Raw genomic sequence first — 20,746 nt, 5'->3', positions numbered from 1 at the left:
GATTAGATCTGTTCTCCGAATAGTTCGGATTTGAGGACGAAGGCGCCGTTGGTGACGACCGTCTCGCCTTCCAAGAGGCCGTCGAGGACCTTCACATCGCGGCCGTTCGACGGCCCGAGGCGGACGTCGCGGGCTTCGAAGACGTTGGGCTCGCGCTGGACGAAGACAAAGCGTCGCTCCCGATCCCGCTGCACGGCCCGTTCCGGCACCATGAGCACATTGGGTTCCGGATCGGACCAGACGCGGATCGTCGCGAACATCTCTGGTTTCAGTTTCTTGTCGGGGTTCGGCAACTCCAGCCGGAGATTCATCGTGCGGGTCGCGACATCGAGCACGTCGCCGACGTAGGTGATCTTGCCGTGGAAGACCTCGTCCGGGTAGGCATTGACGAGGATGTCGACCGGCTGGGCGGTTGCGGCGGCATCCGGCCGGATGAAAGGAATGTCCTTCTCCGGAATGTTCGCCAATACCCAGACGACCGACAGATCGGCGACGACGAAAAGCTTTTCAGTCGTCTCGACGACCTCGCCCTTGGTGAGGTTGCGCGCAATGACCCGGCCGTCGAAAGGCGCCACGATCGGGACATAGGAACGGATCGTGTGATCTCGGTCGAGCTTCCGGATTTGGTCGTCGGACATCCCGTAGAGCTCCAGGCGATCCCGGGCTTCGCGCTTTTCGGCCTGTGTCGTCAGCAACTCCCCCTTGCGTCGCTGTTCTTCCGCCAGCCCGATCACTTTTTCGGCCAGCAGCATCTTGGCGCGCTCGTAGGAACGTTCCGCCACGTAGAGCTTCGCGTCCGCTTTGAGGTATGCGCTCTGAGCCATACCGAGTTCGCCGCTGTAGAGGATGGCGAGCAGGTCTCCTCCCTTCACCTGTTGCCCGAGGTCGGCATACACGTCCACTACCCGGCCTCGGACGAGCGTCGTGACATCCGCCAGCGCATGATGATTGGGTGTCACGGTGCCAGGAAACTCTCGCGCCGACCGAAACTCTCGCTTGCTGACGATCTCGGTTGCGATCCCGGCGCTGATCAGTTCTTGGGGGGAGAGCCTGGCGAGGCCCTTCGTCGGCTGCGCGGAATGAGCCTTTACGGCGGCATCCCCCGGTTGCGGGCTGTCGCAGGCCGTCAGGCTCACGAGGGCAAGCAGACACCCCGCGCCGCTGATGAGCCGACGGAACCGACAGAAATGTGTGTGATTCACAGAAGTCCTCCCACCGCCCGTTCGAGCCGAGCGAGCGAGACGGACAAGTCGAAGCGTGCCTGGGCATACTCCATTAGAATTTCCCGCTGGACTCGTTGCGCGTCCAGGACCTCCAGGAGGCTCGAGGCGCCCTGCTGAAAGCTGAACTGCGCGACCCGCAGTGCTTCCTGTGCTTGCTTGAGGAGGCCCTTTTCGAAGACGTCGATCAAGGTCGCGGTCGTCTGGGCGTCTTGAAAGTGTTGGTTCACCTCCTTCATGAGCCCGTTGCGAGCCCGCAGCCACTCCGCCTCTTCCCGGCGTTTGTTTCCGAGGGCAGCGGCGATTTCTCCCTGGCGGTTGTACCAGAGCGGGGTGGGTAGGCTTAGGCCGGCGGAGACCGCTTCACGCCCGATCTCCCGCCAATAGGAGCCGCTGACTGTGATGTTGGGAACGCGTGAGTGCCGTTCGAGTTCGACGGTACGGTCGGCCTGTTCGATCTGCTTCGTGAGTCGCTGGAGGGTTGGATGCTGCTCGACCGTGCGGGCCAACAGGGCCTTGAGCGACATGTCCTGCCGAAACGACTCGAAATCGCCGTGGATCGCGTAGTCGCCACCCAAGGCTCCGGCGGTTAGCGTATCCAGGGTCACCCGGGCGACTCGCACCGCGTTGTCCGCGCGCGTAATGATTTGATTCGCCTTTAACACCTCGACTTCGGCCTTGACCGCTTCGAAACGGGGAGCCTCGCCCAGTTTCACGCGTGTATTGACGATCCGACGAACATCCTCCACGATCTGACCATTCTGTTTGGCCAATTCCAGATCGCGCTGGGCCAACAGCAATTCATAGAACGCGATTTTCACGCCTGCGGCCAGGTTCAGTTGTGTTTCCACCAATCCCGTGCTGGCGGCCGCGACGCCGGCGTCGGCTGCACTTTGCCGGGCCGCACGTTTAGCCGGCCATTCCAGCGGCTGGCCGATCGTGGCGCTGAACTCCGTGAGCGATTCCCGCGTAAGCGACTCTTTCAGATTCGCTCGTCCGGTGTCTCGGATTTCTCCGCGTCCCAGGTTCCCGCTGACCGTGGGATTGGGGTAAGCCTCCGCCGCGGTCCGGTGCCCCTGGTGTTCCTCGATCAGGCCGGTCGCGCTGCCCAATGTCGGATTGCGCGCCAGGGCGAGGTCCAGTACCGATTTCAGGGAGTAACTGGGAACAATCGGGTCCGCTGCAAAGCCGGTCGGAATGGCCCAAGGGGACCAGGCAAGCAGCAGTACCACCGCGAAGACGTCGCGCGGCCATGAGCGAGGTTCGGAGCAACGTTTCGAGGTGGGAAGCGTCTCATGCATGCGGAAAGCCCCACTCGATGAGTCGGTGCTGCAAGGCGGTGCGCAAGAGCTCGACGAGGCTGCCGACGTTGAGCTTGCGCATCACGTGCGAGCGGTGTACTTCGACCGTGCGGGCGGAGATTCTCAATTTCTTGCCGATTTGGCGGGAAGTGAGGCCGGCGCCCACGAGCGACAGCACTTCCTGCTCCCGCTTCGTGAGGACGCGCATGCGCCCATTCGTGCTCGACTTGCTGGCTTCACCCGTTCGGTGCGCGGAGGCCGCCACGCGACGGCGGAGGGGCTTGCTGGATGTCTTTGTGCTGCTACGCATTCCTATGCTCCTTTTCTAAGGCAACCACCGGAAATCAGTGGCGCGCGTCGCGGATCCAAACAGTCGAGGTGCGGGTCATTTCGCCGCGAGGATCCTTCGCGTCGAACCACACGTTGTAACGAATCACCGTAGGCTTCGAAAAACAGAGACTGGCGAATTCCCGCGGAGGCACGGTGACGGAATCCTCGATCTGCCCGAATCGCCGAAATCCGTCGGCGCAGGAGGCCTCTTCCAATCCACGTGCGTCCAGCAGACCGATTTTGACGGAATCCGGACGCAGGTTTTGCCAACGGATCTCATCGCCTACGGAGGCATAGACCTGGGTTGGGGACACCGAATCGCGGATTTGTATGTAGTGCACGGTCCGTTCCGCTCCGGCGGGCGTCCCTCCCCTGCAGGAGGCCGTTATGAGTACCAATAGGGTCATTGGAATCCAGGGTATGCGTCGAGAGAATGCCTGCATCGGGTCGTCGTCCTTTACCTGGGCAATTGGTTACGAGAAAAAGGTGCCAGGTCAGCACGTCCAGAGAGCAGGCGGTGTGTGGTGGATCAGGAGGGGAACCACAGCGGGCTCGCGGAGCAACGAGTCCATCACAGCCCGGCTCGCCGGGACTGACCTGGCAGGTTTCAATTCCGACGTCTAGCTCAACCCATCCACACCAGCGGTTTGCGGGCACGGGTTTGGTGAAAGATCGGCTGAGGGGGTGCGGACTGATGTCGAAGGATCAGCGAATCCACGATGGCGCCGCACATGATGCATCTCCAACCCTTGAAACTCGAGGGGCTCGTGTCGGCCTGCATGTCGACGAATACTTCTTCCACCATGAGGTTCTGGCATCGTGGGCATCCCATCATAAGCCTCGTCTCCCGCTCCAAGGCTTCCGAGGAGGCCTTCGAGCCCCGGCATGATCGCGTCTCGGGCATCGTGCGTCAGTGGTCCAGGGGCCGAGCTGCGTCCCGAGTGTTCGACGGGTTGGATATTACCATCGAACCATTCACCTCGACCGTATTCAACAGCATGACGATGTGCACTTCGTTCCGGTGGCTGAGTCCGGCGAAACCGAAGGCCCGCACGTCGAGCCGATGGCCCTCGATCGGGATCTCCCTATGGAGATCCGCATAGCTCCATTCCTGTCCGGCCAATAGTTCCTGCAATTGCCGGAGCAGGATTTCGCTCATCTGCAAAATTTCCAAGGCGACGGGATCGCAGGTCGTGCCGCGTTCCATCGGCGGCATCCCGCCCAGCAGGTCTCTGGCCCGCTGGTTCACGAACCGCAGCTGCAATGAATCTCCGAATACGATGAGTCCTGGGCCCGGTTGATGTCCCGAAACGGCTGACGGCAGCGGAAGGCTCATCGACGGTCCTTCGGTGACTCCATCCTACAGATGCGCCTCGGCCGCGGCCTGACTCGCCCGAGGGTCTTGGGGTCTGCCGTACGTCACAAGCTGGTGATAGAAACCTTCGCATTGCGCGCACAAACCTTCGTACAGCATGAACTCTTGCAGCAGCCCATGACGCGGGCTAGGCGAGGAGTCGCTGCCGTCCTGCGCCATACTGGCCTCCTGTTGTTGAATCCGGTGGCAAAACTCACAGCGCAGCGCCCGTGCCACCATGATGGCCATCTCCCGTCGCTTCCAACGTCAAGGGAATCCCGTTGCCTCACTGCATTCGAGCGTACTGGCATTCGTGGATGCGCGTACCACACTCTCGGAAGCGTTATATGAAACCTAATAGAAAACAGCGGAGGAGCGGCACTAGGCGTTGTCCTAGGTCATGTCTGTAAGTTCCCTAGGTACGGATGATTTATTTGCGAGGAGAGGAGAAGAATGGGGCGGCCACGCCCTATGTTGAAATCAGCCCGTGGGAAAGGGCGTATTTCGTCAGCTCAGCGGTGGTGTGCAAATTGAGCTGGGACATGATCTGAGCCTTGTGGAACTCGACCGTCTTGGGGGAGATATTGAGAAGCGCAGCCGTCTCTTTGATCGTGCGGCCCTCGGCGACGAGCTGAAGCACTTCGCGCTGGCGCGGTGTCAGTTCTTGCCGCTGAGCCAGCATGTTGGCGCCGTCCTGAGTGAGGGAGGTGACCAAATCGCGGGTCAAGAGAGAGGTCACGTAGTATTGCCCTTTCATGACCGCATCGATAGCCGACTCCAACTCGCGCGCAGCCGACCGCTTGAGGAGATAGGCGGAGGCGCCGGCTTTGAACGCCTCGCTGATATAGGCCGGATCGGCGTGCATGGTCACGAAGATCAGTTTCACTTCCGGGGCCAGTTTGTGGAGCTGCCGAGCCGCATCGATCCCGTTGAGGAGGGGCATCGAGATATCCAACAGAATCAGGTCGGGACGCAGGCGCATCGCGGCTTCCAGCAGCGAACGTCCGTCCTCGACGGAGCCCACGACTTCACAGCGTTGTTCGACGATGCGGCGGAAGCCTTCGAGGACTAGGGTGTGGTCGTCCGCCAGGAGCACTCTCGGCCTGTTCATGCCGTCACCTGTACCTGGGGCACCTGGAAGATCATTCTCGTGCCTTCCTGCGGGCGGGAGTCGATCGTCACCGTGCCCTTCACGAGGCGGACCCGTTCACTCATGCTGATGAGGCCCAGCCCCCGGTAGTTCGCCGACGAGTGGATGTCGAATCCCACCCCATTATCTTCCACCGTAAGCACGATGCGATCCGATTCAGGCCTGAGCGTGACCCGCATTTCCGTCGCGCGGGCGTGTTTGACGACGTTTCCCAGGCACTCTTGCGCCACCCGATAGAGGCAGGTGGCGACTTCCTGCGACATGAAGGGGAGAGTGCCTTCGGATGTGAACGTGCCGGAAATCCCCGATCGTTCTCCGGCGTCGTCGACCAAGCGCTGGAGCGCAACGGTGAGTCCGAGGTCGTCCAGGATCGATGGGTGAAACTGATACGCCAAATGGCGGACGTCATCGGAAAGTTCCGTGAGGTGGTCCTGAATGGAACGCAGGCTCCGTCCCAGATGTCCGGCGGATGCCGGGAGCGAGGTTTCGAGGGACTCAACTTGGACGACCAGCATGGCGAGACGCTGGTTGATGTCGTCGTGTAGGTCTCGTGATATCCGCCGTCGCTCTTCTTCCTGTGCCGTCAACAATTGTGCGGCCAGATCGCGTAACTCCCGCCGGCTGCCTGCGAGGTTGGCTTCGCTGGCTCGGAGGGATTGCTCGGTTTCCACGCGTTCGGCGATTTCGTTCACCAGCGCGTGATTGACGTCGGCGAGTTCCTTGGTTCGCTCCCGTACCCGTTTTTCCAACTCGACTTTGGCCAGGCGGAGCTGGATGTCCGCGCGCTGGCGTTGATGGAGGAGAATAGCGGCGACCCACAGAATGCTGAAGCTCAACATGCGGTTGGTGATTCCGACCCAGAGCGGAATAGTGTCGATGTGTGGGCCGAAGAAGGCGCCCGCGATCAGGAGGATCGAGCAGCCAAGGGCCGTTCGCAGCGGCATGCCTTGATCGGACGACGACCAGGTCAGCAGCACGACGCCGGCATAGAGCACGCCGTTTGCGACCCCCAGCGGCATGAAGAGGTCAAGGACAAACAGCAGGGCGCTCAGGCCCACCACCGTCGGCGGCATCCATCGAGTAGGAGAGTCCTGCATGGCCATCGTATTATTCTCGGTCTCGTCGACCGCCTTAATCAAGTGGCGATTCGGTAGACGCGAGGCTTCCGCGGATTAGGGGAAGTCGGCCTGCTTCTTGAGCCGTCGATCGAGCGCGAATCGTGTAAGGCCCAGGCGTTTCGCCGCGAGGGTCTTGTTGTGTTCGGAGAGGCGGACGACCTCGTCGATGATGGCCGATTCCACGTCGGCCAGGGTCTGGCGTCCTAGCGTCATCTCGATTCGGATCGTCTGTTCCTGCCCCTGGGGCACTCCCACCGCGACGGGAGGGGGCATATCGTGGAGTTCCTTGGGCAGACAGCCTACCGTCAGCGTTTTGTCATGACACAGAATCATCGCGCGTTCGATGATGTTGTGCAACTCGCGGATGTTGCCCGGATAGCTATACCGTTGTAGGAGCGCCTTGGCTTCCGCGTCGATGTCCGTGACATCTTTCCCGAACTCCTTGCCGTATCGCACGACGGCCTGCATACAGAGCGGCAGAATATCGTCGGTCCGGACGCGCAAGGGGGGAAGCTCGAAGGTCACGACGTTCAACCGGAAATATAAGTCCTCCCGGAATGTTCCGCGCGCGACATCCTTCTTCAGGTCCCGATTCGTGGCCGTCATCAGGCGGAAATCAACCGAGAGGTCTTCGGTTCCGCCGAGCCGGCGAAAGGTGCGGTCTTGCAGGACGCGCAGCAGCTTCGCTTGCATGGAGGGGTCAAGATCGCCGATTTCGTCCAGAAAGATCGTGCCGCCTTCCGCCTTCTCCAGGAGGCCGCGCTTGCGCTGATGGGCGCCGGTAAAGGCGCCGCGCTCATACCCGAACAGTTCGCTTTCGAAGAGGTCGCGGGGGATGGCGGTGCAGTTCACGCTGACGAAAGGGCCGCGGGCGCGTGGGCCGTTACAATGGAGGACGCGGGCGACAAATTCCTTGCCGGTCCCGGTCTCGCCTTGCAAGAGCACAGTCGATTTCGCGTTCTCGGCTACGTCGCGCACCTGCGCGAGCAGGTGTTGCATGACCGGGCTGTGGGCTTCGATGTTGGACAGGGCATAGGCGTTGTTCTGGTCTTCCAGCGTGTATTCCATCCGGTGGCGTAGCGCCAGAAACTCGATCGCGCGGTCCACCACGGGATCGATTCCGCCCAGGTCGACGGTCTTGATCAAGAAGTCATAAGCCCCGAGCCGCATGGCCTCAACGGCGTCCTCTACCGTTCCGTAGGCGGTCAACATGATCACCAGGGCCTGCGGCGCCAACGGCCGAATCTGACGAAGGGTTTCAAGCCCGCTCAGCCCAGGCATTTTCAGGTCGAGCAGGATCAAGTCGGGCAGGTTGAGCGAGACTGCCTTGATGAGGTCTTCTCCGGATTCGATGCCGGTGACGTTATGTTGCCGCCGCGTGAGTCGTTTGACGATGGCGGAGCGAATGGCCGGCTCGTCGTCGGTGACGAAAATCGTAGCCCGCATGAACGTGGTCTCCTTACATGCGTATCTGTTGCCGCAGTGGAATCCACATGCGGACGGTGGTGCCCTTGCCCGGGGCGCTTTCCAGCGTGATCGTGCCGCCGTGCGATTCGAGGATGTTTCGGCAGATCGCGAGGCCCAATCCGGTGCCCTGACGTTTGCCGCTGGTGAAGAACGGCTCAAAGACATGCGGCAGATGGGCGGGGCTGATGCCGACGCCGTGGTCCGACACCGTCAACGTGACGCTCGGCTCGATCGCCTGGTCCTGAAGGCTGATGCCGATGTCGATCGTCTGGTCCTGCGCGGAGGCGTCGATCGCGTTTTGGACCACGTTGAGCAGCACCTGCTTCATCTGATCGCGATCGGCCTGGAGGATCGGCGGGGTAGCGGGAACAGTGACGGCCGCATGCAGTCCCTTGTTTGAGAGCGGTCCCTCCAACACCTTGGTTACTTCCTGCACGAGCGTGGCCAGATCGAACGGCACCGCCACCAATTCCCGCGGCCGCGCGTAGTCGATGATCTGATTTACGATCCGGTCGAGACGTTTGGTCTCCTGAAGAATGGTCTGGAGATCCGGGCGGCGCGCATCGTTCGGGTCGATATCGTCCAACAACAGCGACGTCGTGGATCCGATGCCGACCAGCGGATTGCGGATTTCGTGGGCAATACCGGCCGCGACCTGGCCCAAAGTGGCCAGTCGTTCGGCCCGGCTCAGTCGGGCCTGCATCAGCTCCAACTCCGTAATGTCGATATTGAATCCCTGGTAGAGCGTGACTTGACCGGACGCATCGGTGATGGGGATGCGACGGCTCAGCACTTTGCGGATCGATCCGTCTTCGTGCAGGAATCGGAACACTGTTTCATAGGGGTGGCCCTGTTCGACGGCCTCGGCGTATTCGGTCAGCACCCGGTCGCGATCTTCGGGGTGGATGGCGCGACGGACCGATTCGGGGTCTTGTTCCTCACCGGGATCGAGTCCGGCGAGGGCGCTGTTGTAGCGGTTGCTGAAGATCAAGCGCATGCCTTGCGTGGTGAAGATGCCGAAGGGCGCATGGTCGACGATTGTGCGGTACTTTGCCTCAGACGAGGCCAGGTCGGTGTTGAGTTGTCGGAGTTCGGCTTCCGACCTTTCCACGGTTGCGATGTGGGTTTGGATGGCTCGGCTCATGTCATGCATTGCGCGTGAGAGGTGCCCGATTTCGTCCGCTCGTTCCAACGCAGGCGCCACGGGAATCAAGCCGGGCTGTGACGCGCCCACGGCGGTTGCCAACCGCTTGAGCGGTGTGGTGATCGACCGTGCAATGAAATGCAACGCCGAGACCATACAGATCAGGGCGAAGAGGCCGCCCCCCATGATGACCGTCAACATCGTGTCCCGGTCTTGTCCGAGTTTCACGACCCGTTGATTCAGCGCCGCTTCTTCCAAATGCTCGAACCGTGCCATGTCCTGCCGAATCTGCAGCATCAGGACACGACCCTTACCTTCCTCGATGTACTTCCGGGCCTCATCGAAATGTCCGGCTTTTACCGTCTCGATCAGCCGGTCTTTCTCTGTCACAAACTGCTTCACCAGTTGCTGCACGGATGACAGGAGCGCGTGCTGATCCGGGTAATCGGCCACCTGGCCTTCCAGCGTCCGTCCAAGGTTGAGCACGTGATCCTGCGCCGTGCGATAGGGAAACAAATATCGTTCCTGGCGAGTAAGCACGAAGCCCCGGAACCCCGTCTCCAGGTCGACGACGAGGCGGAGGTACTCCGAGGCGAGCCGCTGGGAGTAGTAGAGGCTGTTCAACTGCCCCTCGTCCTCCGAGAACGTCGCTACGCTCCGATAGGTCATGATGCTGAGGATGAGCAGAGTCAGGGCCGGGATGAGGGAGGCGAGAAAGAGCTTTCGCGCGATGGGTAAATCGGTCAGAAACTGAGTCAGTGCCCGCATGGGTTCCTCTGTTGCCCTATCGTAGGCTTCCGCGCGGATCTCTGCAACCTCGCTGCTTTATGGGAGTCCGGTGATCGAGTCGGTACTTGCATGTGAGCGATTCCGCACCGTGCGGCCGTGCGGAGTCGCGCGTTTTCGGTGAGTGTTTGCCGTCGAGATCGTCGTTCGGTCGGTCACCGCTACAACGCAGGACGAGTGATTCGAGGCGCCGGTGGTCACCGATATTCTGGCACGTGGCTTGCTGAGCCACTCTCTCACAATCGTGTCCATTTCATAATGAGCCCGTGGTCAAGGAGGGCGTAATGGATTATGTGAAACCGCAAGAAGTGGTCAAGAGCATGGTGGCGGCCGGCTGCGCGAAATTGCAGTTGCCTCCCAGTCAACTCATTCTGCGAGGCATGTTGGCCGGTGCCTATCTGGGGGTGGCCACGAGTATGGCGGTGACCGCCGCGGTCGAGACAGGCCTCTGGATGGTGGGGGCCTTGTTGTTTCCGTTCGGGTTGTGCCTGGCGGTGTTGCTCGGCACCGAGATCATCACCGGCAGCTTCGCCTTGATTCCTTGTGCGGCCATGCAGAATCCCGAGGAGCGCTCGCCGGCGCGCGTCGTGACGAACTGGGCCTGGGTCTTCCTGGGCAACCTGATGGGAAGCGTCCTGTATGCGGTCTTGTTGGGGATCGTAGTCACCACCGGTGGCGATGCGCCCCTGTCTGCCGTGGGCACCAAGTTGGTGGCGATCGCCGAGGCCAAAACGACCTACTACGCGCATCACGGCACGGCCGGTTTCCTGACCGTATTTACGAAGGCGGTGTTGTGCAATTGGATGGTGAGTTTGGCCGTGGTTTTCGCCTTTTCAACGACCTCCCTGGTCGGGAAAATCGTTGCGATTTGGGGACCGACGGTCTTGTTCTTCATGCAGGGATTCGAACATGCGGTAGTGAACATGTTCGTCATTCCGGCCGGAATTTTGCTGGGCGCGAACGTTACGTTTGCGGATTGGTGGTTGTGGAACCAGATTCCGGTGACGCTGGGCAACCTGGTAGGGGGCGCGGTGCTGACCGGCGGGGCGATCTATTGGGCGCATCGGGCGGTGCCTCCTGCCCCGGCACCGGTGGCGCCGGTGGCCGTTCCGCAGGCAAGCACCGCGAGCGATCGCAGCGGGTATTCCCCCTCGTTCTGAAGAGAAGGACGTATCGATGGCGGTTGTATATCTCAGACGGTTGCGAGGCTGGCGGTTCGTCCTGTTCAATGCCGCGCTCGGCCTGTCGCATATCGTCGTGCTATTCAACGCCGGCTCGTACATCGCGCTGCTGCCGCATGTCGCGGGAGACTTGGGCGGGGTGCTGCCCAGCTTTTTGACCTGGGCCCAGACGGATTTCATGATCGGCCTGGCCTTGGGATTTCCGTTGGCTCGGTATCTGTCCGGACGTATCGGCGATTACCGATTGCTGATTTCGGCCTTCGTTGTCTACAGCGGGGCGTCGTATCTGTGCGGTGCGAGTGAGACTCTCACCCAATTCGTTCCGGCGCGCGTCATTCAAGGTATCGCAGGCGGGATCACGCTGCCGTTGGCGCAGTCGATGTTGCTGAATGAGTATCCCAAGCGACTGAAGGCTGTGGCGCTCAGCATTTGGGGGCTGTTCAGTATCGCGCCCTTCACGATCGGCATGCCCGTGGGCGGGTACATCGCCTACATGCTCGGCTGGCGATTCCTGTTCTATCTCGATTTCGTGCTGACGGTGATCATCATCGCCGTGCTCGGCGCACTGTTGTACGGCCGGGGATTCCGGCGTTCCTATGCCCGTTTCGATCTGGTGGGGTTTCTGCTGTTGGCGACGGTATTGCTGGGGCTTCAAACGTTTCTCAATATGGGCAACGATTTCGATTGGCTGGATGCGCCGATTCTCCAGGCAGTCGCGGTCGTGCTCCTCCTGGCGGTGCCCTGTTTCATCATTTGGGAATTGGGCGAACGTCATCCTTCCATCGATTTTCGACTCTTTCGCCAACGAAACTTTCTGATCGGCATCGTCGGGCTGACGCTGGGTTTCTTCTCGATTCAAGGGCTGCTGTCGCTCTTGACCGTCCAAATCCAAATCGTCTTGGGCTACTCGTCGAAACTTGCGGGACTGGCGCTGATGCCGTTGGTGCTGCTTGGTGCGCCGACCATTGCGGTGATGCACTACCTCTGTAAGTACCTCGACGCACGCTGGCTCGCATGCCTGAACGGATTGGGTTTCGCTTGGACCTTCTATTGGCTGGGCCTGTTCGATGATCCTCATTCCTACGACGAACTCTTTTGGCCGATGCTGATCGAAGGAGTCTTCCTGGGTTCGTTCTTTGCGCCGTGGACCGTGCTGACCCTGCACGGCCTGTCAGGGCCGATGCTTACGCGTGCGGCGGAAGTGGCGACGCTGTTGCGGATTGCAGCAGGCGCCTTCGGGATCACGTTTCAAGGGATCGTCATGTTCCGCCGGGCTCCGTTTCATCGGCTGCACCTCGCGGATCACTTCGGGGGGCGCACCTCCATCTCGTTCGACGCAATGGATCGATTGTCGGCAAAATTGGCGTCGTCAGGCCTGAGTTCTTCCGAGGTGCAGGCCAAACTGGGGCTGTTGATCAAACAGCAATCGGCGATCCTTGGGATCAACGATGCGTTTCTGGTTGCCAGCGCATTGTTCATCGGTCTTAGCGCTTGGGTTTGGCTGGCCCATCCGACCACCTCGGCTGTCCCTGCTACCGCTGAGGATAGGTGGCGGGAAGCGCGCGGCGAGGGGCTCGTGGAGGAAATGCCATGAACGGCTTGGGGGCGAAATTGCGCCGAGGCGCGCTGCTGCTGCTGTGTCTCCCCGGTCTCGTGACGGGAGCCTGCGCCTGGATTCCCAAAGGCGACCCCGCGGCGGAATATCTCGAACCACCGGAGATCAAGGAGACGCTGGCGGAGGTGGAGCAGCGTCTGCAGCAGTGGCCTGACGACCGCTGGTGGGAGCAGTTCGGCAATTCTGAGTTGAACGGTCTGGTGGAGACCGCCCTTAGGGACAACCCCAGTTTGAAGCTGGCTTCGGCTCGATTGCGCGAAGCCCAGGCCTTGGTCAAGGTCGAGGGCGCGCGATTGTTGCCGTTCCTCGAAGCGGATGCCTCTCTGACCTATGAACGGATTTCTCAACACGGCGTATTCGCCGCGCTGAATCCCGAAGTCGCCGGGGCAAAGATCCTGCTTGGCGTGATCAACCCGCTGAGCTTTCGTTACGAATTCGACTTCTGGGGCAAGAACCGGGCGACGATGGAAGCGGCGCTTGGACAAGCCGCCGCTGAAGAGGCGGAACGGGCGGAAGTGCGCCTCCGATTGTCGACCGGCGTCGCGCGGGCGTATTTCCGCGGCCAAGCCTTGCGTCAGCAGTTGGACATCGTGAACACCATCGTCGGAATTCGACGTGACCTGCGTCGGTTGGCGGAAACCCGGTATCGCTTGGGGCTCGACAATGATCAGCCGGTGAAACTTGCAGTGGCGGACTATGAGGCTGCCGTGAAGCGGCAGGCCGCCGTGCGCGATCAGTTGGATGTACAGCGCAATCTGCTGGCTCGGTTGACGGGCAAGGGGCCGGATGAAGCCCGGCACCTGTTTGCTGGGTCCTCTGTCGTGATCCCCGAGCAACTTCCCGTGCCCGACCATCTCTCGAGCGGGTTGTTGGTGCGACGTCCCGATCTCGCGGCGGCGCTCTACCGCGCCGACTCCGCCGCGCGTCTGGTGAAGGTCGCCAAGACCCAGTTTTATCCGACGTTCGATCTGACCGGGTTTGTGGGGTTCAATGCATTGACCTTGACGAAAGGCGCCGACAAGCTGGCGAATCTGTTGTTCCGCGGCCAAAGTTTCGCCTATGGCTTGGCGCCGGGATTCCGCCTGCCCTGGTTCGAGGGCGGACGGTTGCGAGGAGAACTCGCAGCGCAGCGGGCCGAGTACGATGCCGCGGTGGAGTTGTACAACGAGACCGTGCTCGATGCGCTCCGTGAGGTGGCGGACAGCCTGAGCGCCTGGCAGGCCACCCGGGAGATGCTGCAATCGCACAAACGGCTCTTGGCTTCGCTCGGCGAAGATTGGCGATTGGCTAAGGTACGGCTCACTACCGGGCTCGACGATGATCGCGAAGTCTTGCGGCATCGGCATCCGGTGCTGGAACAGGAATATGTATTGAAGGGATTGGAAAGCGACCAATTGGTGGCGGCGGTCGATCTGATCGAAGCGCTGGGCGGCGGCTATCACAATCCCGATATCGACAAACGGCCGAAGGCCACACGAGGCTAGTTTCATGACCACGACGACTCCTACGACTCCATCCGGTCCGGTTCGCATGCACCCCAAGGAAATTCGAGCGCAGAGGAATCGGCGGCTTCTCTTAGTGGCGCTGATCGCCCTTCTTGCCGCGGTCGGGTACCTGAGCTACTGGATGAGCTACGACCGCTACTGGCTGAAGACCGACAATGCATACGTGACGGGCAATCTCGTACCCGTTGCGGCGCAGGCCACGGGCATCATTACCCAAGTCCTTGCGGAGGAAACACAATTCGTCAATCGCGGCGACCTCGTGCTCCGGCTCGACGAGCACCAGGCCTACGCGGCGCTCGGACGGGCGCGCGGGCATTTGGGCGAGGAAGTGCGGCGCATCGCGGCCCTGTTCATGACCCGCAAACAGTTGGCCGAGCGGCTGGCGTCGCGCGTGGCGCGGCTCGAATTGGCGCGGCACGACATGGAACGGTACCGGCGCGCCGTGCAGAGCGGCGCGGTCTCGAAGCAAATCGTGGAGAACACGTCGGACAAGATCATGGCGCTCGAGGCCGAGTGGCGGGAGACGCAGGCCGAACTCGACACGCTGGACGCGCAAATCGGCGGAACGACGATCATGGCCCATCCGGCCGTCGAACTGGCGAAGCACCAACTCATCGAAGCCTATCTCGAATACACGCGCCAGCAGATCCGCGCGCCGATCTCGGGCTATGTGGCGAAGCGGAAAGCGCAAGTCGGTGACCGGGTTCAGCCGGGTGCGCCGCTCATGACCATCGTGCCGCTCGATCATTTGTGGGTCGAGGCCAACCTGCGCGAGACCGAATTGCAGCATGTAAGGCCCGGGCAGCCGGCCCTGGTGAGTGTGGATCTCTATGGCACCAGGCATACGTATCATGGCACGGTCGAAGGGTTAGTTCCGGGGACAGGGAGTGCGTTTGCGCTGTTGCCGCCCGACAATTCGACCGGAAACTTCATTCATATTGTGGAGCGCGTCCCGGTGCGGATCGCATTGCCGCAAGATGAAATCCGCGAACATCCCGTGAGACCCGGGCTTTCGACCGTGACCAAGATCAACGTCTCCGAGGGCGGGCAGTCGGTCTGGTCGTCCCTGGCTACCCCATCGACGGCGGAGTATGAAACCGATGTGTATGCCGACGAGTTGCCCTCCGCCGAATCTCTGGCGGAGGAAGTCATGGCGGCGAACCTGGTCATCGAGCCTCGGGATGAGGCTGTGGGACTGGCGGCGGACGACCTCATGAGCGACGTCAACCGGTTCCGTTCCGGCGGCGACTCGGGATTGTCCTCGCATCACGCTACCGTTGCTCCGGGGCGCGATCTGCGGCGCGACCATCGGCCCTCGTCCTCGATCATTCCGCAAAGAAGTCCGGATCTCGGTTCCTCGTCCTTTCCATTGTCGCCCTCGATCGGACCGGGCTCCGGCCTGGTGGGGCCTGAAGGTGGACGGAGTCCGGCCCGACTTCGATCAGGCGAAGACACGAGATCGGGACGCCCGCTCGCTCCGCTCCGCTGATCGCCCGTCCGTTTTCCCTTCGCTCTCCGCATCGGCCGGCACCTCCTCGTGACGGAAGGGTCCCTCGCAATGGGTAGGCCGATGCGCATCTGCGCTTGCTCGTACGGAGGTCAACCAACTGGATTAGGCTCGTTGGCCGGTCCTAAGATGTGATCCACCTGGGCCGGTTCCTGCGCGGTCCGGCAGTCGCCGCCCGAGTTGCCACATTGCGGTCGTCGGGGCAGAACGATGAATAGCGTTGATTTGAATTATCGCACGCTGTTGTCGGTGACCAACGAGCTGAATTCTCAGCGCGACAGCACGAGTTTGTTCCGCGCCATTACCGATCAACTCGCGCACATCATTCGATGGGAACGCGCGGGCGTGACCGTCTACGATTCCGACTCCGACGCCTTCAAGTTCTACGCAGTTGAAACTAATCTGTCGCGGGTTGTGCTCAGACGCGATGCCTGCATTCCCCATGCGCGCAGCGCGGTGGGATGGGTCTATGATCATCAGTGTGTCCATGTGCGACCCAATCTTCGCGAGCAGCGGGTCTTTTTAGAGGACGACTGCTACCTCGAGGAAGGGCTCGGCCGCATGATCAACCTGCCGATGGTGGTGCAAGACGCCTGTCTCGGCACGTTGAATATCGGGAGCGTGGAGACCGGTCAACCTGATCCAGCCGTGCTGGAATTTCTTCAGCAGGTCGCGACGCAGATCGGGCTTGCGATCGCCCATGTTCGCGCATACGAAGAGATCAACCGGCTCCGAGACCAGTTGGCGCGCGAGAACGTGTATTTGTCGGAAGAGCTCAAGTCCGCGCAGCACCACGACATGGTGTGGCGCAGTCAGGCTTTTGGTCATGTGGTGGATTTGGCCCGCCGATCGGCTCCCACCACCGCGGCGGTGATGATTTCGGGTGAGACCGGTACGGGGAAGGAAGTGCTGGCCCGCGCGATCCATGACTGGAGTCCGCGCCGTGAACGGGCCTTCGTCCGTCTGAACTGCGCAGCGTTGCCGTCCGGGCTCATCGAGAGCGAACTGTTCGGCCATGAGCGAGGGGCGTTTACCGGGGCCGACCATCGCCGAGTCGGACGGTTCGAACTCGCGGACGGGGGGACTCTGTTTCTGGACGAAATCGGAGAAATGCCGCTCGACGCGCAGGTCAAGTTGTTGCGTGTGTTGCAGGATGGGTTCATCGATCCGGTGGGCGGCAGCAAGCCGGTTCCGGTCGACGTACGGATCATCGCGGCGACCAATGCCGATTTGGCGGCGGGGATCGAGCAGGGTCGGTTTCGCAGCGACCTGTTCTATCGGTTGAACGTATTTCCGCTGTATCTACCTCCCTTGCGCGAACGTCCGGAGGATATCCCTCTTCTCGCCCGGCATTTCTTGCGCGAGCATGCCAGGCGCCTCAAGCGTTGCTGTGGAGATTTTGAGCCGGAGTCGATGGATCGCTTGGTTCAATACGGCTGGCCCGGCAATGTCAGGGAGTTGGAAAATCTGGTCGAACGCGCCTTGATCCTCTGTCATGAGCGATTGCTGCGAGTGGATCCGGCCATGTTGGGCTTGCGGCCTGCCGGGCACACACTCGTTGCGAAGCGCGTCAACACGCTCGAAGACGAGGAACGCCGGCACATTCTTCGCGCGTTGACGATAGCCGATTGGAAGATCGAAGGCTCAGAAGGCGCCGCGGCTCACCTGGGACTCGCTCCGAGCACGCTGCGCAGTCGCATGCACAAACTCGCGATCCGCCGTCCCGCCCGTCGAGCAAGTTCGATCGTTTCGTAATCCCTCCTTGGCGGCTTCCCGACATTCAGCGCCTTCCCGTTCCCCCTCGTTCCGATCTCCGTAGCACGCCACGTTCCCCTTCGCGCGGTGCTCACCCACGATATGCCGTGGTGGCTCGCGGTCGATTTCCCGCGACGTGCCGTGGGAATCGGATGATCGCGTTGAGCCCGGCGTCGGCTGTCGAAAGCCAACGCAAGTGTTTTCAAGCGCTTGAAGGATTCCCTCGGAAATTATTCTTTTGGGCATGAGGTCTGCAGAAGAGGGCGGCGGCCCATTCGGATCGGAATCCGACCAGGGACCGGCGCTGCTGCACATGCGGGCGTCGGCAGCTCTGTGACGATCCGCATCAGCGAGTGATTGGCGAGCCCGTCGTAGCGCTGCGCCGGGTGTCGTTCGGCGTCGTGAGCGTCACGATGCCGCGTTGTCATGCTGTTCTTTTATGAGGAGGTTCCTATGATGCAGTTTTCCCGCAGACAGTTCCTCAAGATTTCGGCGGGGACGGTGGCGGCGGCGGCCATTGCCGACAGGGCCTTGGCCTTGACCGCTCTGCAGCCGGTCGTCGAAGTCGGCAATCCTCTCGGGGAATATCCGGATCGGTCGTGGGAGCGTGTGTACCACGACCAGTATCGGTATGACTCGTCGTTTACGTGGGTCTGTTCGCCCAATGACACCCACGCCTGCCGGATCAGAGCCTTTGTCCGCAACGGTGTGGTCATGCGGGTGGAGCAGAACTACGACCACCAGACCTATGAAGATCTCTACGGCAACCGTGGGACGTTCGCCCATAATCCGCGCATGTGCTTGAAGGGCTTCACCTTCCACCGCCGCGTCTACGGCCCCTATCGATTGAAGGGACCCTTGATGCGGAAAGGCTGGAGGCAGTGGATGGATGATGGCGCGCCGGAACTCACGCCGGAGACCAAGTCCAAGTATAAATTCAACGCCCGCTTTCTCGATGACATGCAGCGGGTGTCATGGGACACGGCGTTTACCTATATCGCCAAGGGCATGATCCTGATCGGGACGCGCTACAGCGGGGAGTCCGGCGCGCGGCGGTTGCGCGAGCAGGGCTACGCCCCGGAAATGATCGAGATGATGAAGGGCGCGGGCGTGAGGACGTTCAAGCACCGCGCGGGCATGCCGATTCTCGGGCTGTTGGGCAAACACGGGAACACACGCCTGAACAACTGCATTCTTCCGTTGCTGGACAGTTGGATCAGAAAAGTCGGACCTGACCAAGCGCAAGGGGGACGGTACTGGAACAATTACACCTGGCACGGGGACCAGGACCCGTCGCAGCCTTGGTGGAACGGCACGCAGAATTGCGACATCGATCTCAATGACATGCGTTTCTCCAAACTGAATACGAGCTGGGGCAAAAACTTCGTCGAGAACAAGATGCCGGAAGCGCACTGGAAGCTCGAGTGTATGGAGCGGGGTGCGCGGTTGGTCGTCATCACGCCGGAATACAACCCGACGGCGAGCCGCGCGGACTATTGGATCCCCGTGCGGCCGGAAACGGACGGCGCCCTGTTCTTGGGGGCGAGCAAGATCATCGTCGATGAAAACATGCAGGACATCGATTTCATCAAGGGCTTCACGGACATGCCCTTGCTCGTGCGGACCGACACCCTCCAATACCTCGATCCGCGCGATGTGGTCAAAGATTATCGTTTGCCGGATTTCGCAAGGTCCTACTCCGGCAAGGTGCAGGGACTGAACGCCGATCAGGTTCAACGGCTCGGCGGGATGATGGTGTGGGATTTGGGGAAGGGCAAGGCGGTTCCGTTGCATCGTGAACAGGTCGGGTTTCACTTCACTGAATCCGGAATCGATCCGGCGCTGACGGGAAGTTTTCGCGTCAAGCTGCTCAACGGCCGCGAGGTCGACGTCATGCCGATCTACCAACTGTATTTGATCCACTTCCAGGACTACGACTTGGATACGGTGCACCAGATCAATCGAGCTCCGAGGGATCTCATCGTCCGGTGGGCGCGCGATTCGGGCACGATCAAGCCGGCCGCGATTCACAACGGTGAAGGCGTCTGCCACTACTTTCACATGACCTCGATGGGGCGGGCGGCGGCCTTGGTGCTTATGCTGACGGGCAATATCGGCAAGTTCGGCACCGGATGCCATACCTGGTCCGGCAATTACAAAGTCGGGATTTGGAATGCGACACCGTGGTCCGGCGCCGGCTGCAGCGTCTATCTCGGCGAAGATCCCTGGGGCTTGAACCTCTCCCCGGAGGCGCACGGGAAAGAGGTGCACTACAAGAAGTACTACTACGGTGAAGAGCCGGGATTCTGGAATCATGGCGACACGGCGTTGATCGTCAACACGCCGAAGTACGGCCGCAAAGTCTTCACCGGCAAGACCCACATGCCCTCACCGAGCAAACTGCGCTGGGTCGTCAATGTGAACATTCTGAACAACTCCAAGCACCACTACGACATGGTGAAGAACGTCGACCCGAACATCGAGATGATCGTGACCCAAGATATCGAGATGACCTCCGATGTGAACCATGCCGATGTGGCGATGGCCTGCAACAGCTGGATGGAGTTCACCTATCCGGAGATGACGGCCACGGTGTCCAACCCCTGGCTGCAGATTTGGAAAGGCGGCATCCGGCCGCTGTATGACACGCGTAACGACCTGGATACCTTTGCGGGCGTGGCGGCCAGGCTGGCCGATATGACCGGCGAGAAACGGATGACCGACACATTCCAGTTCGTCTACCAGAACCGCGTCGATGTCTATGCGCAGCGGATTTTGGATGCCTCCAGCACCTTCTACGGCTACTCGGCCGATGTGATGCTGAAGAGCGAAAAGGGCTGGATGGTCATGGGCCGCACCTATCCGCGCCATCCGCTCTGGGAAGAAACCAACGAGTCCAAGCCGATGTGGACACGCTCGGGGCGGCTCGAGGCTTACCGGATCGAACCGGAGGCGATCGAGTACGGCGAAAACTTCATCGTGCATCGGGAAGGGCCGGAATGTACGCCCTACCTCCCGAACGCGATCATGACGAGTAACCCCTACGTCCGCCCGGACGACTACGGGATTCCGATCACGGCGCAGCACCATGACGACAAAACGGTGCGGAACATCAAATTGTCGTGGTCGGAGGTGAAGCAATTCTCCAATCCACTTTGGGAGAAGGGCTACCAGTTCTACTGTGTCACTCCGAAGACCCGCCACCGGGTCCACAGCCAGTGGTCGGTGAACGACTGGGTGCAGATTTACGAGTCGAACTTCGGCGATCCCTACCGCATGGACAAGCGGACGCCGGGCGTCGGCGAGCACCAGG

The 20,746-nt window shown here is 61.0% G+C and carries 17 protein-coding genes; 6 read left to right on the top strand and 11 right to left on the bottom strand.

Features of this window, described 5'->3' with window-relative positions; translation table 11 throughout:
- Window positions 1–2: 2 nt before the first annotated feature.
- The 11 genes from KF814_18520 to KF814_18470 form a co-directional block, all read right to left on the bottom strand.
- Complete coding sequence (locus KF814_18520; GenBank protein ID MBX3238147.1) at window positions 3–1,202, bottom strand: efflux RND transporter periplasmic adaptor subunit; 1,200 nt, start codon at window positions 1,200–1,202, stop codon at window positions 3–5.
- On the bottom strand, window positions 1,199–2,521 hold the full coding sequence (locus KF814_18515) for a TolC family protein (GenBank protein MBX3238146.1): 1,323 nt from the start codon (window positions 2,519–2,521) through the stop codon (window positions 1,199–1,201). The genes KF814_18520 and KF814_18515 overlap by 4 nt, the downstream gene beginning before the upstream one ends.
- Window positions 2,514–2,831, bottom strand: coding sequence for a response regulator transcription factor (locus KF814_18510; protein ID MBX3238145.1), 318 nt, complete (start codon window positions 2,829–2,831; stop codon window positions 2,514–2,516). Before KF814_18510 ends, KF814_18515 begins: the two co-directional genes overlap by 8 nt.
- Window positions 2,832–2,865: 34 nt before the next feature.
- On the bottom strand, window positions 2,866–3,192 hold the full coding sequence (locus tag KF814_18505) for a hypothetical protein (protein MBX3238144.1): 327 nt from the start codon (window positions 3,190–3,192) through the stop codon (window positions 2,866–2,868).
- Window positions 3,193–3,476: 284 nt separating this feature from the next.
- The gene (locus KF814_18500; protein MBX3238143.1) at window positions 3,477–3,686 is read right to left on the bottom strand and encodes a hypothetical protein; all 210 of its coding nucleotides are present in this window, start codon (window positions 3,684–3,686) and stop codon (window positions 3,477–3,479) included.
- Window positions 3,687–3,761: 75 nt separating this feature from the next.
- On the bottom strand, window positions 3,762–4,187 hold the full coding sequence (locus tag KF814_18495) for a hypothetical protein (protein MBX3238142.1): 426 nt from the start codon (window positions 4,185–4,187) through the stop codon (window positions 3,762–3,764).
- A gap of 24 nt (window positions 4,188–4,211) precedes the next feature.
- Window positions 4,212–4,454: a hypothetical protein gene (locus tag KF814_18490; protein MBX3238141.1), complete on the bottom strand. Its 243-nt coding sequence runs from the start codon at window positions 4,452–4,454 to the stop codon at window positions 4,212–4,214.
- 220 nt (window positions 4,455–4,674) lie between these two features.
- Window positions 4,675–5,316, bottom strand: a complete 642-nt coding sequence (locus tag KF814_18485) for a response regulator transcription factor (GenBank protein ID MBX3238140.1) — start codon at window positions 5,314–5,316, stop codon at window positions 4,675–4,677.
- Window positions 5,313–6,458 carry a sensor histidine kinase gene (locus KF814_18480; protein MBX3238139.1) on the bottom strand — a complete coding sequence of 382 codons (1,146 nt, stop codon included), beginning with the start codon at window positions 6,456–6,458 and terminating at the stop codon, window positions 5,313–5,315. The genes KF814_18485 and KF814_18480 overlap by 4 nt, the downstream gene beginning before the upstream one ends.
- 69 nt (window positions 6,459–6,527) lie before the next feature.
- Window positions 6,528–7,919, bottom strand: coding sequence for a sigma-54-dependent Fis family transcriptional regulator (locus KF814_18475; GenBank protein MBX3238138.1), 1,392 nt, complete (start codon window positions 7,917–7,919; stop codon window positions 6,528–6,530).
- Window positions 7,920–7,932: 13 nt separating this feature from the next.
- On the bottom strand, window positions 7,933–9,843 hold the full coding sequence (locus KF814_18470) for a CHASE3 domain-containing protein (GenBank protein ID MBX3238137.1): 1,911 nt from the start codon (window positions 9,841–9,843) through the stop codon (window positions 7,933–7,935).
- Between the two features lie 311 nt (window positions 9,844–10,154).
- Here KF814_18470 and KF814_18465 point away from each other — a divergent pair, with 311 nt between their 5' ends.
- From KF814_18465 to KF814_18440, 6 genes are all read left to right on the top strand, one after another.
- Window positions 10,155–11,030: a formate/nitrite transporter family protein gene (locus tag KF814_18465; GenBank protein MBX3238136.1), complete on the top strand. Its 876-nt coding sequence runs from the start codon at window positions 10,155–10,157 to the stop codon at window positions 11,028–11,030.
- A 16-nt stretch (window positions 11,031–11,046) separates the two neighbouring features.
- Window positions 11,047–12,645 carry an MFS transporter gene (locus KF814_18460; GenBank protein ID MBX3238135.1) on the top strand — a complete coding sequence of 533 codons (1,599 nt, stop codon included), beginning with the start codon at window positions 11,047–11,049 and terminating at the stop codon, window positions 12,643–12,645.
- Entirely contained in the window at window positions 12,642–14,150 is a 1,509-nt protein-coding gene (locus KF814_18455; GenBank protein MBX3238134.1) for an efflux transporter outer membrane subunit, read from the top strand. The genes KF814_18460 and KF814_18455 overlap by 4 nt, the downstream gene beginning before the upstream one ends.
- Before the next feature lie 4 nt (window positions 14,151–14,154).
- Window positions 14,155–15,660: an HlyD family secretion protein gene (locus KF814_18450; GenBank protein MBX3238133.1), complete on the top strand. Its 1,506-nt coding sequence runs from the start codon at window positions 14,155–14,157 to the stop codon at window positions 15,658–15,660.
- 228 nt (window positions 15,661–15,888) lie between these two features.
- Window positions 15,889–17,433 carry a sigma 54-interacting transcriptional regulator gene (locus KF814_18445; GenBank protein ID MBX3238132.1) on the top strand — a complete coding sequence of 515 codons (1,545 nt, stop codon included), beginning with the start codon at window positions 15,889–15,891 and terminating at the stop codon, window positions 17,431–17,433.
- A gap of 453 nt (window positions 17,434–17,886) precedes the next feature.
- The coding region (locus tag KF814_18440) for a molybdopterin-dependent oxidoreductase (GenBank protein MBX3238131.1) at window positions 17,887–20,746 on the top strand (2,860 nt) is incomplete at its 3' end.

It is taken from the genome of Nitrospiraceae bacterium, from assembly GCA_019637075.1.
GTDB lineage: Bacteria > Nitrospirota > Nitrospiria > Nitrospirales > Nitrospiraceae > JAHBWI01.
The sequence above is the reverse complement of the archived record's forward strand: the minus strand, read 5'-3'. Positions and strand labels throughout refer to the sequence as shown.

Coding starts and splice junctions, on each gene's coding strand:
- KF814_18455 (MBX3238134.1), top strand. CDS start 12,642: ATGAACGGCTTGGGGGCGAAATTGCGCCGAGGCGCGCTGCTGCTGCTG.
- KF814_18445 (MBX3238132.1), top strand. CDS start 15,889: ATGAATAGCGTTGATTTGAATTATCGCACGCTGTTGTCGGTGACCAAC.
- KF814_18490 (MBX3238141.1), bottom strand. CDS start 4,454: ATGGCCATCATGGTGGCACGGGCGCTGCGCTGTGAGTTTTGCCACCGG.
- KF814_18465 (MBX3238136.1), top strand. CDS start 10,155: ATGGATTATGTGAAACCGCAAGAAGTGGTCAAGAGCATGGTGGCGGCC.
- KF814_18450 (MBX3238133.1), top strand. CDS start 14,155: ATGACCACGACGACTCCTACGACTCCATCCGGTCCGGTTCGCATGCAC.
- KF814_18480 (MBX3238139.1), bottom strand. CDS start 6,458: ATGGCCATGCAGGACTCTCCTACTCGATGGATGCCGCCGACGGTGGTG.
- KF814_18510 (MBX3238145.1), bottom strand. CDS start 2,831: ATGCGTAGCAGCACAAAGACATCCAGCAAGCCCCTCCGCCGTCGCGTG.
- KF814_18475 (MBX3238138.1), bottom strand. CDS start 7,919: ATGCGGGCTACGATTTTCGTCACCGACGACGAGCCGGCCATTCGCTCC.
- KF814_18485 (MBX3238140.1), bottom strand. CDS start 5,316: ATGAACAGGCCGAGAGTGCTCCTGGCGGACGACCACACCCTAGTCCTC.
- KF814_18460 (MBX3238135.1), top strand. CDS start 11,047: ATGGCGGTTGTATATCTCAGACGGTTGCGAGGCTGGCGGTTCGTCCTG.
- KF814_18515 (MBX3238146.1), bottom strand. CDS start 2,521: ATGCATGAGACGCTTCCCACCTCGAAACGTTGCTCCGAACCTCGCTCA.
- KF814_18495 (MBX3238142.1), bottom strand. CDS start 4,187: ATGAGCCTTCCGCTGCCGTCAGCCGTTTCGGGACATCAACCGGGCCCA.
- KF814_18500 (MBX3238143.1), bottom strand. CDS start 3,686: ATGATGGGATGCCCACGATGCCAGAACCTCATGGTGGAAGAAGTATTC.